The organism is Marinobacter goseongensis (assembly GCF_023156235.1).
In the GTDB taxonomy this organism is placed as follows: domain Bacteria; phylum Pseudomonadota; class Gammaproteobacteria; order Pseudomonadales; family Oleiphilaceae; genus Marinobacter; species Marinobacter goseongensis.
Genome location: NZ_JAKZAI010000007.1, coordinates 48,333 through 64,303 on the forward strand (window position 1 = coordinate 48,333; position 15,971 = coordinate 64,303).

12 protein-coding genes are annotated in these 15,971 nt (G+C 59.5%); 9 read left to right on the plus strand and 3 right to left on the minus strand.

Annotation, left to right across the window (positions count from 1 at the left end):
• The first annotated feature begins 42 nt into the window (after positions 1-42).
• The 4 genes from MLC70_RS07910 to MLC70_RS07925 all read left to right on the plus strand — a co-directional run bounded on the left by MLC70_RS07910 (position 43) and on the right by MLC70_RS07925 (position 7,046).
• Entirely contained in the window at positions 43-2,691 is a 2,649-nt protein-coding gene (locus MLC70_RS07910) for a S8 family serine peptidase (RefSeq protein ID WP_248182824.1), read from the plus strand.
• Complete coding sequence (locus MLC70_RS07915; RefSeq protein ID WP_248182826.1) at positions 2,688-3,191, plus strand: protease complex subunit PrcB family protein; 504 nt, start codon at positions 2,688-2,690, stop codon at positions 3,189-3,191. Before MLC70_RS07910 ends, MLC70_RS07915 begins: the two co-directional genes overlap by 4 nt.
• Positions 3,192-3,276: 85 nt before the next feature.
• Entirely contained in the window at positions 3,277-5,172 is a 1,896-nt protein-coding gene (parE, locus tag MLC70_RS07920; protein WP_248182829.1) for a DNA topoisomerase IV subunit B, read from the plus strand.
• A 95-nt stretch (positions 5,173-5,267) separates the two neighbouring features.
• Positions 5,268-7,046: an SLC13 family permease gene (locus MLC70_RS07925; RefSeq protein ID WP_248182832.1), complete on the plus strand. Its 1,779-nt coding sequence runs from the start codon at positions 5,268-5,270 to the stop codon at positions 7,044-7,046.
• Here the strand turns inward: MLC70_RS07925 and MLC70_RS07930 are convergent.
• Positions 7,030-8,337 carry an EAL domain-containing protein gene (locus tag MLC70_RS07930; protein WP_248182834.1) on the minus strand — a complete coding sequence of 436 codons (1,308 nt, stop codon included), beginning with the start codon at positions 8,335-8,337 and terminating at the stop codon, positions 7,030-7,032. The genes MLC70_RS07925 and MLC70_RS07930 overlap by 17 nt on opposite strands.
• Positions 8,338-8,438: 101 nt before the next feature.
• Here MLC70_RS07930 and MLC70_RS07935 point away from each other — a divergent pair, with 101 nt between their 5' ends.
• From MLC70_RS07935 to MLC70_RS07945, 3 genes are all read left to right on the plus strand, one after another.
• Positions 8,439-8,645 carry a hypothetical protein gene (locus MLC70_RS07935; protein ID WP_248182835.1) on the plus strand — a complete coding sequence of 69 codons (207 nt, stop codon included), beginning with the start codon at positions 8,439-8,441 and terminating at the stop codon, positions 8,643-8,645.
• A gap of 286 nt (positions 8,646-8,931) precedes the next feature.
• Positions 8,932-9,483 (plus strand): cytochrome b, encoded by a 552-nt coding sequence (locus tag MLC70_RS07940; RefSeq protein ID WP_248182836.1) that lies wholly within the window; start codon positions 8,932-8,934, stop codon positions 9,481-9,483.
• A 67-nt stretch (positions 9,484-9,550) separates the two neighbouring features.
• Positions 9,551-10,135 carry a YceI family protein gene (locus MLC70_RS07945; RefSeq protein WP_248182838.1) on the plus strand — a complete coding sequence of 195 codons (585 nt, stop codon included), beginning with the start codon at positions 9,551-9,553 and terminating at the stop codon, positions 10,133-10,135.
• A gap of 33 nt (positions 10,136-10,168) precedes the next feature.
• On the opposite strand, the gene MLC70_RS07950 is transcribed toward MLC70_RS07945, so the two are convergent.
• A complete protein-coding gene (locus MLC70_RS07950) occupies positions 10,169-11,806 on the minus strand; it encodes a methyl-accepting chemotaxis protein (protein WP_248182840.1) in 1,638 nt (545 codons plus the stop codon).
• Between the two features lie 116 nt (positions 11,807-11,922).
• Entirely contained in the window at positions 11,923-12,177 is a 255-nt protein-coding gene (locus MLC70_RS07955; protein ID WP_248182841.1) for a hypothetical protein, read from the minus strand.
• A 269-nt stretch (positions 12,178-12,446) separates the two neighbouring features.
• Here MLC70_RS07955 and parC point away from each other — a divergent pair, with 269 nt between their 5' ends.
• Together parC and serB are read left to right on the plus strand one after the other, a co-directional pair.
• On the plus strand, positions 12,447-14,741 hold the full coding sequence (parC, locus tag MLC70_RS07960; RefSeq protein WP_248182842.1) for a DNA topoisomerase IV subunit A: 2,295 nt from the start codon (positions 12,447-12,449) through the stop codon (positions 14,739-14,741).
• Positions 14,734-15,942: a phosphoserine phosphatase SerB gene (serB, locus tag MLC70_RS07965; protein ID WP_248182844.1), complete on the plus strand. Its 1,209-nt coding sequence runs from the start codon at positions 14,734-14,736 to the stop codon at positions 15,940-15,942. The genes parC and serB overlap by 8 nt, the downstream gene beginning before the upstream one ends.
• The last annotated feature ends 29 nt before the right edge of the window (positions 15,943-15,971 follow it).

Here is a 15,971-nt window from a genome sequence, read left to right on the forward strand (position 1 = left end):
TAAATGCAAACAATAAGAGCAGGATGGTGTGCAGGTATTCTCTTGATCGCGGGCACCGTGGTGTCCGGGTGCGGCGGAGGCGGTGGCGGATCATCGTCCGACGCTCAACCTGTGCCTGATCTATCCGGTGTCATTGCCATGGAGAGCCGCACCCGTGTGGATGTGGATACGGCTGATGATATTCGCCTGGGTGTCAGCGGCACCAACAACGACCGCGGATCTGCGCAGGTTTTACCGAACACGGCCGTGATCGGTGGTTATCTGAGCGCGACTTCGGGGCGTTACAACACGGAAACGTCCGATACCTTCCAATACCCCGAGGACCGGGTGGATACCTACGCGGCCAATCTGTCTGACGGTGATCGCATCAGTCTTCAGGTTTTCGGCTCGCCCGATGCGTTTTTCCTGAGTTCTTTATTGAGTCCTCGATATAAGGTCAGAATTATTGATGCGGACACCGGTCAAGAGTCTCCGTTTAGCCCTCCCGATTCTTCGGGATTTGGCTCGATTTCGGCCGTTCTGCCGTCAGACTTTGAAGCGGGTGAGTACCTGATTGAGGTCAGCACCTCTGGAGGGTCGCCATTTCGTTATGTGCTGACGCTTGCGACTGAAGGCGCCCAAAGTGTGATGAGCACACGATACGTTGAGCCGGATTTCCTGCTCGATGAAGCGGTTGTTACTTTGCGGCCGGCACTGATGTCAGCCGAAGATGCCGGCGCGGTGGCGCAGGCTATGTCGGCCAACAATGCCCGCCGGCTGGGCGGCAATTCCTGGCATTTCCGCCGGACCACCGCGCAACCCTTGTCGGCCCTGTCGGCACAGGCATCGAAACAGGCCCGCGAGGACACCGTGGCCTGGATCCGGGATTTGCAGCAGCGCCCGGACATTGCTCATGCGGAACCGAACTACCTGTACAGCGCTCAGGTGGTCGAGCCGGATAACGATCCCCTCTACAGCCGCCAGTGGAACTATCCGTTGATTAATCTGCCGCTGGCCTGGCAGGTGGCCCCGGATGTCGGCGTCGGGGTAGGTATCGCTGTTATGGACACCGGGCTGTTCCGCAACACGCCGGCTGCCGGGGGCGCCTGGCACCCGGACCTGGTGGCGAACGTGGTGACACTGCCGGGCCAGATTATGGACTATGTATCCGCAGAGCTGGACATTGACAACCGTTTCCGTGATCCCCTGGGGCGCGATACCAACCCGGCCGATCCCGGTGATGGTAAGGCCCAGAGCAGTAATTTCCATGGTACTCATGTGGCCGGTATTGCCGGTGCGGTCGATAACACTCAGGGTGTGATTGGTGTGGCGCCGGAGGCAGACATTCTCCCTGTGCGGGTGTTGGGCGAGGATGGGGTGGGCAACTCGGCCGACCTCATAGCGGCCATTAATTGGGCCGCCACCCGTAGCGAAATTGACGTGATTAACCTCAGTCTCGGCGGGTTGGGGCCCAGCCAGAGCCTGCAGGACGCCATTGACCGGGCCTGGGCCGGCGGCAACGGCAAGCTTGTGGTTGCGGCAGCGGGCAACCAGAGCACCGACGAACCCACATTCCCGGCTGCCTTCTCCAATGTAGTCGGCGTCGGAGCGGTTGACGGGGCAGGTGTCCGAGCCTCCTATTCCAATGTTGGCGCTTCGGTGAATCTGGTGGCGCCGGGCGGCGATGCCAGTCGTGACGCCAATCAGGATGGGGTTGCTGATGTCATCCCCAGTGCCTGGGGAAGTGATGACGGCGGCGTGTTCGTGCCGGGATACGCGGGATTGCAGGGTACTTCCATGGCCGCGCCTCATGTATCGGGAATATATGCGTTAATGAAATCCGCCCAGCCCGGCATGACACCGGACATGTTTTTCACCCTGTTGGTTAATGGTGAGTTGACCAATTCTCCGCCCAACTCTACGGAATATGGCGCGGGTATGATTGATGCGCTCAAATCGGTAGATGCGGCTTTGGATGGAGACTTTTCCACGGTGCTTGCCTCAAGTCCGTCGACGCTGCAATTCAACGGAGTCGTTAACTCGCAGAGCCTGGAATTGTTGAAGTACCCCTCTGATCCGGGTATCGCTATCAATATTCTGAGCGTTTCAGAGCCACCAGCGTGGCTTAGTACAAGTCTCCAGACCGGTGTTCTCAATTTGGAAGAGCCCGTGAGCGTATCTGTGAACACTGAAGGTCTCGATCAGACGGAATCCTACAGGTTCACTCTGGAAGCCAGGTACACCAGCACGGACAGTTCTACTGAAAGGACCTTAACCGTGCCGGTCACGCTGCAGTTCGGTGGCTCTTCGGAGGACCTGAACGCCGGCCGTCATTATGTGTTGCTGGTCAGCACCGATGATGACCGCGACACCATGGCCCAGAGCGTGGTCGAGGCGGCCGATGGGCAGTATCGCTATGGCTTTGACGATGTGCCACCCGGTGAGTATTTCCTGGTGGCCGGCACAGACATGGACAACAACGGGCTGATCTGTGAAAACGGCGAAGCCTGCGCCGAGTACCCGGTAAACGGACTGCCTGAAAAAATTGTCATTGGCGAGTCACCGCTGGCGGATGTCACACTGAGTACCAGCTTCAGGCGCCCGACCATCACGTCCATGGGCATGCCCCGCTATGGATTCGAGGGGTATCGTCTGAAATCTGTTGAAACGGCACCAAACGAGCCGGTGAGAGCTGTGGAGACCAACCGTTGAACCCATTGCAGGGCCGCCCCGCTACCCGATACGTCAGTTTGCTGGTGACCGCAGGATTGCTGGTGGGGTGCGCTGTTAACCGCGGGGAGACCGCAGAAGGAGCTCCGCTGGCGCGCCAGCTAACCCAGTCAAACCACTGCGGTCTCGCCGCTCCAGGGCTGGTGTATCTGGACAGCGCCGGTCAGATCGAACGGCTGTCTGGCCTGCCGACCCGCAATCTGCCGCTGGATACCTTGAGGGCCGTGGATTTCGAGCGTGAGCATCTGGTTCTGGTCAGTCTTGGCCAGAAACCCACCGGGGGCTATGGTGTCACGCTGGAGCAGTCCGAGATCCGCGACGGTACGCTGGAGGTGACCATGACGGTCCGGCAGCCCGCAGCAGACACCCTGGTGGCTCAGGTACTGACCACCCCCTGCGCGGTGCTTGCGATAACACCTGAGGGTTGGGATCGCCTGAAAGTGTCCGGTGCCGGCATGGATACCCTGACCCGCGAGCGTTGACGCGAAAACAACCGTTGATCTTTCTCCGCGAATCCCTAAGCTATGGGCCAGTTTTATAACAAATCCGCGGAGTCTGTCCCTTCCTATGAGCCAGCAAGACTATAACGCCGACGCCATTGAAGTCCTGAGCGGCCTGGACCCGGTTCGCAAACGCCCCGGCATGTACACCGACACCAGCCGCCCCAACCACCTGGCGCAGGAAGTCATCGATAACAGTGTCGACGAAGCGCTTGCCGGCCACGCCCGCCGGATCGATGTGGTGTTGTACAGTGATGGATCCCTGAGCGTTGAGGATGACGGCCGCGGTATGCCCGTGGATCTTCACAAAGAGGAAGGTCTGCCGGGCGTCGAGCTGATCCTGACCCGGCTGCACGCCGGCGGCAAGTTCTCTCAGGGCAACTACAACTTTTCCGGTGGTTTGCACGGGGTGGGGGTGTCGGTGGTCAACGCACTGTCGACCCACCTTGAGGTGACCATCAAACGGGACGGTCAGCTGCATCGCATGACTTTCGCCAACGGCGACAAGGCCTCCGAGCTGGCGGTGATCGATACGGTGGGCAAGCGCAACACCGGTACCCGGCTGAAGTTCACCCCGGATGCGTCCTACTTTGACAGCCCCAATTTCTCGGTCAGCCGTCTGCGTCATAACCTGCGGGCCAAAGCGGTGCTGTGCCCAGGGTTGACGGTCACCTTTCTGCAGGAGAAAACCGGCGAGAAGGACGAATGGTGCTACGAGGACGGACTGCGGGATTATCTGCGCACGGCGCTGGCGGATATCGAGGCGGTGCCACTGGACCCATTTACCGGCAGCTTCTCCGGCAACAAGGAAGCGGTGGACTGGGCGATCCAGTGGCTTCCGGAAGGGGGCGAAGCGGTCATGGAAAGCTACGTGAACCTGATTCCCACCGCCCAGGGCGGGACTCACGTGAACGGATTGCGGACCGGTCTGCTGGAAGCCATGCGGGAATTCTGCGAGTTCCGTAATCTGATGCCCCGCGGCGTCAAGTTGTCTCCGGAGGATATCTGGGAACGCTGTGCTTACGTGTTGTCGTTCAAAATGCAGGAACCACAGTTCTCCGGCCAGACCAAGGAGCGGTTGTCCTCACGCGAGGCCGCAGCCTTTATTTCCGGTGTGGTCAAGGACGCCTTCAGCCTGTGGCTGAATCAGCACACCGATGTGGCGGAGATTCTGGCGGAGCTGTTTATCAACAACGCGCAACGCCGGCTGCGGGCATCCAAGAAGGTTGCCCGCAAGAAAGTCACCTCCGGTCCAGCGCTGCCCGGTAAGCTGGCCGATTGTTCGGGCAGTGATACCAACCGCTCCGAGCTATTTCTGGTGGAGGGGGATTCCGCTGGGGGTTCTGCCAAGCAGGCGCGGGATCGCGAATTCCAGGCGGTGATGCCGCTGCGCGGCAAAATCCTCAACACCTGGGAAGTGGATTCCGGTGAGATCCTGGCCTCCCAGGAGGTGCATGACATTGCCGTGGCCATCGGCGTCGACCCCGGCTCTGACGATCTTGCCGGGTTGCGCTACAACAAGATCTGCATCCTGGCGGATGCGGATTCCGATGGCTTGCACATCGCCACCTTGCTGTGTGCGCTGTTCCTCAAACATTTCCGCCCGCTGGTGGCCGCCGGGCACGTGTTCGTGGCGATGCCTCCTTTGTATCGGGTGGATCTGGGCAAGGAAACTTTTTACGCGCTGGACGAGCATGAGAAGCAGGGCATTCTCGACCGCCTGGCGGCGGAAAATCGCCGTGGCAAGATCCAGACCACCCGCTTCAAGGGCTTGGGTGAGATGAATCCGCTTCAGCTCCGTGAGACCACCATGGCCCCGGATACCCGCCGGCTGGTGATGCTTACCATCGAGGACGGCGACGACACCGACAGCCGCATGGACATGCTACTGGGCAAGAAGCGGGCGTCTGATCGGCGGGTGTGGCTGGAAACTTACGGCAATATGGCGGACATCGAAGTCTGATATTGCTGAAAGTGCTTTAAAAAGCATCCTTTATTCTTTCTAAGTATTCGTCAAAGCCGTTATCCTGCGTCCTTTATTCTCAGGATGCAGGATCTATGGACTGGCAGGGCTGGTTTGCGCTGAGCCTGGCGGGCGTTGCGTTGTTACTGATGAGCGTTGGGCGATTCGGCCCCCATCTAGTTATGATGGGCGTGCTGGTGGTGCTCAGCGCCAGTGGTATCATCACCGCCGATCAGGCCCTGGCGGGCTTCAGTAACAGTGGGCTGATCACCGTGGTGGCCATGTTCGTGGTGGCGGCGGGCATCCACCATTCCGGTGGCGTAGACCTGATCGTTAACCACTTGCTGCGTTCCCCCCGCTCGGTGCGCTCGGCCCAGGCCCGTATCGCGTTGCCGGTGGCCCTGCTGAGCGGCTTTCTGAACAACACCCCTGTTGTGGCCACGATGATCCCCGCGATTCACGCCTGGTCCCGGAAAATCGGCATTGCCCCGTCCAAACTGATGATCCCCCTGAGCTACTCCGCCATCCTCGGCGGCACCCTGACGCTCATCGGAACCAGCACCAACCTGGTGGTCAACGGCCAGTATCAGCAGCTGACGGGGGAAGCGGGGTTTTCCATTTTCTCAATTACCGCCGTGGGTTTGCCGGTGGCGGTCATCGGCCTGGCGGTGATGCTGCTGCTGTTGCCCCGCTTTCTGCCGGACCGTAAGGATCAGCAGAGATTCGGCTCCATGCGGGAGTTCACTCTGGAGGTGGCAGTTGCCTTTGATGGCCCACTGGTGGGCAAGAGCGTGGGTGAGGCCGGCCTGCGAGAGCTCGAACGACTGTACCTGGTGGAGATCGAGCGGGACGGCAGCGTGGTCACCGCGGTGCCCTCCGAGGAGCGGCTGCAAGGCGGCGATCGGCTGGTGTTTGCCGGCGATACCCAGGCCATTTCCGATCTGCTGCGCATTAACGGCATCGTGCCGTCGGTACACGATGATGAGCCCAGCCTGAGCAAAGACCGGGCGGAGCGCCGGCTGGTTGAGGCGGCGCTGTCGCCGCAGTCGGAAGTGCTGGGGCTGACCATCCGCGATGCCCGTTTCCGTGACCGCTACGGTGCCGTTGTGTTGGCCGTAGCCAGGGGCGGTGAGCGGGTCTCCGGCAATCTCGGCAACATCCGCCTGAAGCCGGGCGACGTGCTGCTGCTGGAAGCCCGCCCGGCGTTCGTGACGCGCCAGCGCTACAACAAGGATTTCCTGCTGATCAACGATCTGGAAACCGAGACGCCCCGGCATGACCGTGCCTGGTTGTCATGGGCGATCCTGCTGGTACTGGTGGGAGCCGCCGCCGGTGGTCTGCTGAGCATGCTGAACGCTGCACTGATGGGCGCTGCGCTGATGATTCTCAGTGGTTGCTGCTCGGTGGGACAGGCCCAGAAGGCCGTTGACGTGCCCGTGATGCTGACCATAGCCGCCGCCTTCGCCCTTGGCGCCGCGCTCGAGCAAACCGGAGCGGCCGGGTACGTGGCGGAAGGCATCCTCGGGATCAGTAGCGGCCATCCGTTACTGACCATTCTGCTGGTTTATTTCGCGGTGTCGGTGCTCACGGAAGTGATCACCAACAATGCCGCCGCTGTGCTGGTAATCCCGGTGGTGCTGTCCATGACCACATCTCTTGGTGTGCCGGCGGAGCCGTTCGTGATTGCGGTCATGATGGCGGCATCGGCCAGTTTCGCCACGCCATTGGGGTACCAGACCAACATGATGGTGTTTGGCCCCGGCGGTTACCGGTTCTCGGATTTCGTCAAGGTAGGGGTGCCGATGAATCTGTTCATCGGCCTGCTGACCGTGGCGGTCATCAGCGTGGTCTACGGTATCAGTCCAGTCGCCTGATGCCGTCCGTGGGATTGGCGAGAATGTCACAGCACAATATCCTCAGCTCGTCCTGCCGCGGGTTCTGGTGATAATAGCCCAGTGATAGCGTCACGCACATGTAGGCGCCGGTGATGCACAGGTAGGGCGCTGTCACCTGCAGCCGTTCGGGCTGAGCCAGCGCCTGCCTCAGGTATTGCTGCCGGTACCAATCCGCCTCGGTGGTGCTCTCCAGTGGTCGGAAGCGGGGGTCCAGGCTGCCTGCCATGGCGTCCGACACCAGTGTGTCGCCGATCTGAACTCCCCGATCATCCACCAGATAACACCGCGACACCGCCGGGTGCCCCAGCAGGAGGGCGCACGCCTGTGACAGACTGGCGCCGCTATTGAGTTTTTCCACGGTGTTCTGGAAATACCCCGAGAAAAAACGGATCAGTTGCTGGGTCGGGTCCCGGGTGACCAAACTCTGGCTTTTGTACTCGTTGAGCAGATGATCGAAGTCGGCGGCTTCGGTTGGTATGTCGGCCAACAGGATACTGGGCTTTCTGAAATAAAAACCCTGGACAAAGTCCACACCGGCGTCGATCGCTATCAGCGCCTGGTCCCGTGTCTCCACACCCTCCAGCAACACCAGGCAGCCGGACTGGTGGAGCAGGGACACGATCCCGTTGAGTATCTGTCTGGCCTTGTGGTCGTCAGTGGCCCGGGTCAGCAATTTGCGATCCAGCTTTACGATGTCCGGAGACAGGTTCCAGATACGCTCGAAATTGGAGTGGCCCGCGCCGAAATCATCGATCGCTGTCAGGCAGCCCAGTTTCTGGTAATAGGCAACCGTTTCCCGCAGCCGGTCGGCATCGTCCGTGGGCTGTTCCACGATTTCCATGACGATTCGATGTGGGGGCAGCCCGGTTTTCTCCAGCAATTGGCCGAAAAACGCGTCTGCCCGGCTGCCGCTGGTGACCACTTGCGGCGATACGTTCAGGAACAGCCAGTTGAGTTGATCGTGGAAGCCGGAGTAATTGCGAATGTGCAGGTATCGGCACAGCCGGTCGAGCAGCAGGTTCTCTGCGTTGGAGGCTGGCAGTCCGAAAAGGTGGATCGGCAATACCGCCGAATTATCCGTGTCGAAGGCGCGAATCAGTGCCTCATACCCCACCACCCGTTTATGGGAGATGCTGTAAATCGGTTGCAGTGCCGTTCGAAGGGTCAGGCCCTGGTAGTCTGCTGTCCATGAATCACCTTCCTTGTTGAGCATGGGGGACAGCAGATCAATATCCGGTGCTGCCATCGTATCAGGAAGGGTTCGCGACATAGGCTCTTCAGGGTCTAAAGACGAAGACATCGACATCAGCGCGGGCCGGTCGAACTGTAGATAAATATTGCAGATGCCTGTTCAGGGACGAGGTGTCAGCAATGCAGTTGCGAAAGATTGCCAAAAACTACGCGGTATTGCCACCCGTTAATGTAAAAAACCGGGAAAAGAGTGAGGTGAGTGTGATCGATGCCGCCGGGGCGGACAATGCAGCGGCCCTGTTCAGGCCGCCAGAGCATCAGTTGTTGCTGGGTACGACAACGCTTTCGTCGAATTCAATTTCCATCTTCAAGCCTCTCGGTCAATGAGTCACCCAACCGGGTTTCAAGTATGGGTAAAGTCTATCGCATTGATCATTTCCAACAATCCGTATTACCCGTATCAGACCTTTGATATAGCGGTTAACCGAAGTGAAGGTCGGCAGGGCTGGTCCGGTGGAAGCGCCCATAATGGGAAATCTGAACTTTCCGGGTGGGGTTCGGTCAGAAATTCTGATGTTGGTATCCAAAACATTTTGGTTGGTTTTGGCCGCCTGCCTTTCTAGACTTGATCATCGAGAATGTAAATCAATCAGGGAGCGAGGTTTTTCTCTTCATGCAAATCCGCAATTCGTCCAGCCAGTTTGGCGTGGTCAGTATCGTGGCGCACTGGCTGGTGGCGATCGCCGTATTTGGTCTGTTCGGCCTTGGCTATTACATGGTGGGTCTTTCGTATTACGACGAGTGGTACCGGCTTGGTCCGGACGTTCACCGAAGCATCGGGATCCTGCTGTTCATCGCTGTGGTGTTGCGGGTGGTCTGGCGCCTGATGAATCCGACGCCCCGCCCGTTGCCGAGCCACCAGCGTTGGGAAGTGCTCGCGGCGCACGTTACCCACGGGCTTTTGTATGTGCTGCTGTTCGTCGCCATGGTCAGCGGCTACCTCATTTCCACCGCTGACGGCTCCGCGATCAGCGTATTCAACTGGTTTGATGTACCGTCCGTAACCGGGCGGGTGAAAGGTATGGAGGACATCGCCGGAGAGGTGCACTACTGGGCCACCTGGGCAATTGTCGTGCTGGCTGTGATTCACGCCCTGGCGGCGATCAAACACCATGTGCTGGACAAAGACGACACCCTGCGCCGGATGCTGGGTATTTACCGATAGTGTTTGCAATCCCTGAATCGAATATCGACTCGCCCCTGATCGGGCTGTTTCATCAAAGGAGAGTGTTATGAAAAAACTGTTGCTGGCTTCTGCCGTATCCCTGTCGCTTGTCGGGGCTGTTCAGGCTTCGGAACACACTGGCACCTACGCGTTCGACAAGAAAGGCGCTCACCAGTTTGTCACCTTCAAGATTTCCCACCTGGGCTATAGCTGGCTCTATGGTCGTTTCAACGATTTCGATGGCCAGTTCGTGTATGACGCGGAGAACCCGGAAAACAGCTCAGTGGAGGTCAGCATTGACACCAGCAGCGTGGATTCCAACCACGCCGAACGCGACAAGCATTTGCGCAACGAGGATTTCCTCTACGTGGATGAGTACCCGCAAGCCACTTTCAAAAGCACCCGGATCGTGCTGGACGACGATGGCGACGAGGCCGATATCATCGGTGACTTCACACTCCGGGGTGTTACCCGGGAAATTACTCTGGAAGCGGAACTGCTGGGCCATGGCGAAGACCCCTGGGGCGGCTACCGCATGGGGTTCGAAGCGGAAACCGAGCTGAAGCTGGCGGATTTCGGCATTCCCATGGATCTCGGTAAAGCCTCTGAGACCGTCCACATCGAGATTTCGGTAGAGGGCATTCGCCAATAAGCTGGCCTGCAGGTCAGACTGGCCGGTTCCGGATCAGACCCGGAACCGGCCAGTCTGACCTTTGAGATCATCCGCATAACCCGCAAGGGATTTGCTGATGGAATCGATTCCCTCCGAGCGACGCGCGCTCTCCGCCGCAAGATCGTTGATCTCAGTCACGCTGCGATTGATCTCATCCACCACCTGGGTTTGCTCTTCAGTGGCCGACGCCACGCTGATGTTCATGTCGCTGATGTCCGCCATGGCCGCCAGAATGCCGTTCAGTTCACTTTCGGCTTCGGTGGCCAGCTTTTCGGTTTCCACCGCTTCGTGGCTGCCCGTTTCCATTACCGCGACGATATCCGATACGCCCGTTTGCAGCGTGGATATCATGGCCTGGATGTCTTCTGTAGATTGCTGGGTGCGCTGAGCAAGGGTGCGTACCTCATCGGCAACGACCGCGAACCCTCGCCCCTGCTCGCCGGCCCGCGCCGCTTCGATCGCGGCATTGAGTGCCAGCAGGTTGGTCTGGTCAGCTACGCCGCGGATGACATCCAGCACCGAGGTGATGTTCTCCGAATTCTGTGCGAGCTTGCGGATAACGTCCACGGCCTTGTTAATCTGAGACGCCAGGCGCCGTACCTGCTCTGACGAGCTGCGAATGATGGTGGCGCTGTTGTTGCCCTTCTCCTGCGCTGAACGCGTAATTTCCGCCGCCCGGGAGGCATTGCCCGCCACCTCCTCAATGGCGCTCTGCATTTCATTGACGGCGGTGGCCACCATGGAAATGGAGTCGGTTTGTTTGCTGATACCGTTGTTGTTGTCCCGTGCTGCGGTGGCCAGTTCCTGCGCACCATCATCCAGTTTGTTGCTGAGCTGCTGAATGGCGCCGATCATTGTCTGAAGGTTGGCGAGCACCTGATTGAAGCTGGTGGCCAGTTGGCCGAGATCGTCATTGGTCTCCGCCGGGATACGGCGCGTCAGATCGCCTTCTCCCTGGGCGATGTTGTCCAGCTGTCTGCGCAGCACGGCAATGGATCCGATGATCATCCTGATGAAGGCCAGGAAGAGAATCACGCCGAGCAAGACCGCCACGGCGGTGGTGGCGAGAATCACCACCGAGCTGTTCTGGCCCTCTGACGATGCTTCCCGGGCTCTCCCGTGGGCGAGTTCGTCGGCGTGAAGGCCAACTGTGTCGAAATAATCCCGAAGGGTGGAAAACTGAGGGGCTCCCTCGGTCTGCATCAGGGCGCGGGCGCCCCGGCTGTCACCGGCGGTGGCCATCGCCATCGCGTTCCTTGCCGATTGTTCCCAGCGCTCAAATGCGGCATCAAAACCTGTCAGTATCGAGGCAACGCCGGTCCCGGACAGTCGCCTCGATGCCTCGCCCATGCGGTCTTTGGCTTGCTGGACGTTCTCGTCGAAGTCACCGGTAAAACCCTTGGTGGATTCACCGGCACGGGCTGCATCAATCAGTGCCATCTGAGCCACCAGCGCCTGGTAAAGGCCACGATCGCCGTTGAGCACCTCACTGACTGCGGGCAGGAACCGTTCAGCAATGGTGTCTGCATCTGAAACCAGATTCTGCACGGTTCTGACGCTGAACAGGCCGATGATTATCAGGGCAATGGCTGTGATGGCGAAGGGCAGGGCTATTTTGGTGCGCAGGCCGATGGAGGTGCTCAAGTTCATGAAAATGCCTACCTGTCAGGAGATTGAGGTTGATTCCCTTTACATTAGCAGCATTTGCGATTTAATCACGAAACTTCGCCGGCGGGCCCGGGCAACCGGGCCGGGCCGCGGGAAGGTCAGGGCAGGTCGGTGGTTTTTGCGGGGTGTTTGATGAATTGTCGGTCGTCTGATCGGCAAAGATGGCGCTGGCGCCAGAACTGGGCCACGAAGATCACCAGCCAGATTAACAGGCCGGCCCAGAGATAGGGCTCCGCGACCTGGAAGGTGCCGCTGATGGCAAACTCCACCAGCAGCATCAGCGCCAGAGCTAGTATCGCATTGACCATGGCGGTCACCATGGCTTGCCCGCAGGCTTTGATGTTCGGTTTCATAGTGTTCCGCTTGCTCAGGGTAAAAAACGGTCATCTATTCACTGCAGGCGAGCATACGGGCAGCATTACCGACTCTCCATGCGGGAATTCCGCTATTGGAAATGGCTATTGACGGTATTCGAAATTTACGGGGTCTCAACTATTGCGTGGCGGTTGTTGGTGTATCAGCGCCCGCGTCCATATAATGTGGCCTCCGATTCGGTACCGGGCGATTCCGGTGAACGGACACAAAAGCCGGCAGAATTCACAACAGGTAAAAAGAGGCATCCATGCCAGAGTTTCAGACGACGGACGAAGGCTTTGAGCGGGTTTCGCTGAGGGACTACACGGAAAAGGCCTACCTCGATTATTCCATGTACGTCATCCTTGATCGTGCGCTCCCGAACGTGGGTGACGGTCTCAAGCCGGTTCAGCGGCGCATTGTTTACGCCATGTCGGAACTGGGTCTCAAGTCTACCTCCAAGTACAAGAAGTCTGCTCGCACCGTGGGTGATGTACTGGGTAAGTTTCACCCGCACGGTGACAGCGCCTGCTATGAGGCCATGGTGCTCATGGCCCAGCCGTTCTCCTATCGCTATCCGCTGGTGGATGGTCAGGGTAACTGGGGCTCTCCGGACGATCCCAAGTCCTTCGCCGCAATGCGGTACACAGAATCCCGGCTGGCGGCCTTTGCCGATGTGCTGCTGAGCGAGTTGGGCCAGGGTACCGTCGACTGGGTGCCGAACTTTGATGGCACCATGGATGAGCCGTCGGTGTTGCCGGCGCGGTTGCCCCACGTTCTGCTTAACGGCACCACCGGCATCGCGGTGGGTATGGCCACCGACATCCCGCCCCACAACGTGCGTGAAGTGACGGCGGCCTGTATTCGCCTGCTCGATGAGCCCGAGGCCACCGTTGACGACCTGTGTGAGCACGTTAAAGGTCCGGATTTTCCCACCGAGGCGGAAATCATTACGCCGCGCAAAGACATCCGCCAGATGTATGAGACCGGTCGCGGCTCCCTGCGCATGCGCGCCAAATGGATGCGGGACAGCGGTGAGATTGTGATTACTGATCTGCCTCACCACGTGTCCGGTGCCCGGGTGCTGGAACAGATTGCCCAGCAGATGCAGGCGAAGAAGCTGCCGATGGTGGCGGATCTGCGGGATGAGTCAGATCATGAAAACCCGACTCGCCTGGTGATTGTGCCGCGCTCCAATCGGGTGGATCTGGATGGGCTGATGGCGCACATGTTTGCCAGCACCGATCTGGAGAAAACCTACCGGGTTAACATCAACGTCATCGGCAACGATGGCCGGCCCGCCGTCAAGGGCCTGAAAACGATGCTGACGGAGTGGTTGAGCTTCCGCCGCACTACCGTGACCCGCCGCCTGCAATACCGCCTCGACAAGGTGCTGGCGCGGCTGCACCTGTTGGAAGGTTTGCTGATTGCCTATCTGAACATCGATGAGGTGATCGAAATCATCCGCAACGAGGACAAGCCCAAGGCCGAGCTGATGTCGCGCTTCGGGCTGTCGCCGGATCAGGCGGAGGCCATTCTGGAGCTGAAGCTGCGCCACCTGGCCAAGCTTGAGGAAATGAAGATCCGCGGTGAGCAGGACGAACTGTCCGCCGAGCGTGACGAGCTGCAGTCCATTCTCGGATCAGAAACGCGTTTGCGCGAACTGATCAAATCCGAATTGCTGGCCGATGCGCAAACCTACGGCGATGACCGTCGCTCCCCGATCGTTGAGCGTGAGGAGGCCCGCGCCTTCAGTGATCTGGACCTGGTGTCCAACGACCCCGTCACGGTGGTGCTGTCGGACAAGGGCTGGGTGCGGGCAGCCAAGGGGCATGACATCGAGCCGGAGGGACTGAGTTACAAGTCCGGCGACCGTTTCGCCATGGCCGCCAGAGGGCGGAACAACCAGCAGGCGATTTTCCTCGACTCGACCGGGCGGGCCTATTCATTGATGGCGCACAGTCTGCCGTCGGCCCGTGGGCAGGGCGAGCCGTTGACCGGGCGCATCAACCCGCCTTCGGGTGCAACCTTCTCGGGCCTGTTGATGGGCGATCCCTCCCGCAAGGTTCTGCTGGTGACTGACGGCGGGTACGGATTCGTCACTTCGCTGGAGGACATGATCAGCAAGAACCGCAACGGCAAGGCCGTGGTCAGTGTGCCCAAAGGCGCCAGGATTATGCCGCCAGTGGTGGTGCCCGCGACCGACAAGCCGTTGTTCCTCGGTGCGATTTCCAACGAGGGGCGGATGCTGGTGTTCCCGCTCAATGAACTGCCGGAACTGGCCAAAGGCAAGGGCAACAAACTCATCAGTATTCCCTCGGCGAGGGTTCAGAACCGTGAGGAGTACGTGGTTGCGGTAGCGGTGTTCGCCGAGGATGACAACCTTGAGATTCGCGCCGGCAAGCGCAAGATGGGACTGCAGTTCCGTGACCTGGAGCACTATCTGGGCGAGCGTGGCCGCCGGGGCCACAAACTCCCCCGCGGGTTGCAGCGGGTGGACGGCATTGACGTGATTCCGGCTGCCGGAACGGTCACCGAAGAGGAGTTCACCGACAGTGAGTGAATTGGTCCTGATCAACGTGTCCGGGCGTGACAAACCCGGGCTCACCTCGGAAATCACCGGCATTATGGGGCAATACGATGTCCGCATTCTGGATATCGGCCAGGCGGTGATTCACGATCACCTCACCTGGGGCATCCTGATCGAGATTCCGGATGCGTCCAAAGCCTCTCCGGTGATTCGTGACCTGCTGTTCCGCCTTCATGCGCTGGATCTTCAGGTACGCTTTGCCCCGATCACCGAGCAGGAATACCAGACCTGGGCCGCCGCCAGAAATCGCGCCTGTTACATCGTGACGTTGCTGTCCAGGGACATCAAGGCTGAGCAGATCGCCAGAGTGTCGGCGATCACTGCCCGCCACGGGCTGAACATCGACAACATCAGCCGCCTGTCCGCGCGGCCGTCGCTGAATCCGGCGGAGAACCGCATCGCCTGTGTCGAGTTCTCGGTGCGCGGCACCCCATCGGATCTCGAGCAGCTGCGGGCAGATTTTCTGCATATCGCCGGTGAAATGAACGTCGACATTGCCTTTCAGGAGGATTCCATCTTTCGTCGCAATCGCCGGCTTGTGGTTTTCGATATGGACTCCACCCTGATTGAAGCCGAAGTGATTGACGAGCTTGCCCGCGAGGCCGGCGTGGGCGACCAGGTAGCCGAGATCACCGAGCGTGCCATGCAGGGCGAGCTGGATTTCAGCCAGAGCTTTGCCGAGCGACTGGCGTTGCTCAAGGGCCTGGACGAGTCGGTACTGGAAGGAATCGCCGCCCGGTTGAAGATGACCGAGGGCGCTGAGCATCTGATCCGCCGCCTCAAGTCCCTGGGCTATCGCACCGCGATCCTGTCAGGAGGCTTTACCTATTTTGCCCGCCACCTGCAGCGTAACCTCGGCATTGACTACATCCACGCCAACGAGCTCGAAATCGAGAACGGCAAGGTAACCGGCCGCGTATCCGGCCAGATTGTGGACGGCAAACGCAAGGCGGAACTGCTGCTGGAAATCGCGGAGCGGGAGCACATTTCCCGTGAGCAGGTGATTGCGGTGGGAGATGGCGCCAACGACCTGCCCATGCTCAGCCAGGCCGGGCTGGGAGTGGCGTTTCGTGCCAAACCGGTGGTCAAGGAATCAGCCCGACACTCGATATCCACGCTCGGTCTGGACGCCATTCTCTATCTGATCGGATACCGCGAAAGCGAGGATCAGTAACGGATCATTGACGGGAGGGGATCCTGCGC

Coding starts and splice junctions, on each gene's coding strand:
- parE (WP_248182829.1), top strand. CDS start 3,277: ATGAGCCAGCAAGACTATAACGCCGACGCCATTGAAGTCCTGAGCGGC.
- MLC70_RS07925 (WP_248182832.1), top strand. CDS start 5,268: ATGGACTGGCAGGGCTGGTTTGCGCTGAGCCTGGCGGGCGTTGCGTTG.
- MLC70_RS07930 (WP_248182834.1), bottom strand. CDS start 8,337: ATGTCGCGAACCCTTCCTGATACGATGGCAGCACCGGATATTGATCTG.
- MLC70_RS07935 (WP_248182835.1), top strand. CDS start 8,439: ATGCAGTTGCGAAAGATTGCCAAAAACTACGCGGTATTGCCACCCGTT.
- MLC70_RS07940 (WP_248182836.1), top strand. CDS start 8,932: ATGCAAATCCGCAATTCGTCCAGCCAGTTTGGCGTGGTCAGTATCGTG.
- MLC70_RS07945 (WP_248182838.1), top strand. CDS start 9,551: ATGAAAAAACTGTTGCTGGCTTCTGCCGTATCCCTGTCGCTTGTCGGG.
- MLC70_RS07950 (WP_248182840.1), bottom strand. CDS start 11,806: ATGAACTTGAGCACCTCCATCGGCCTGCGCACCAAAATAGCCCTGCCC.
- MLC70_RS07955 (WP_248182841.1), bottom strand. CDS start 12,177: ATGAAACCGAACATCAAAGCCTGCGGGCAAGCCATGGTGACCGCCATG.
- parC (WP_248182842.1), top strand. CDS start 12,447: ATGCCAGAGTTTCAGACGACGGACGAAGGCTTTGAGCGGGTTTCGCTG.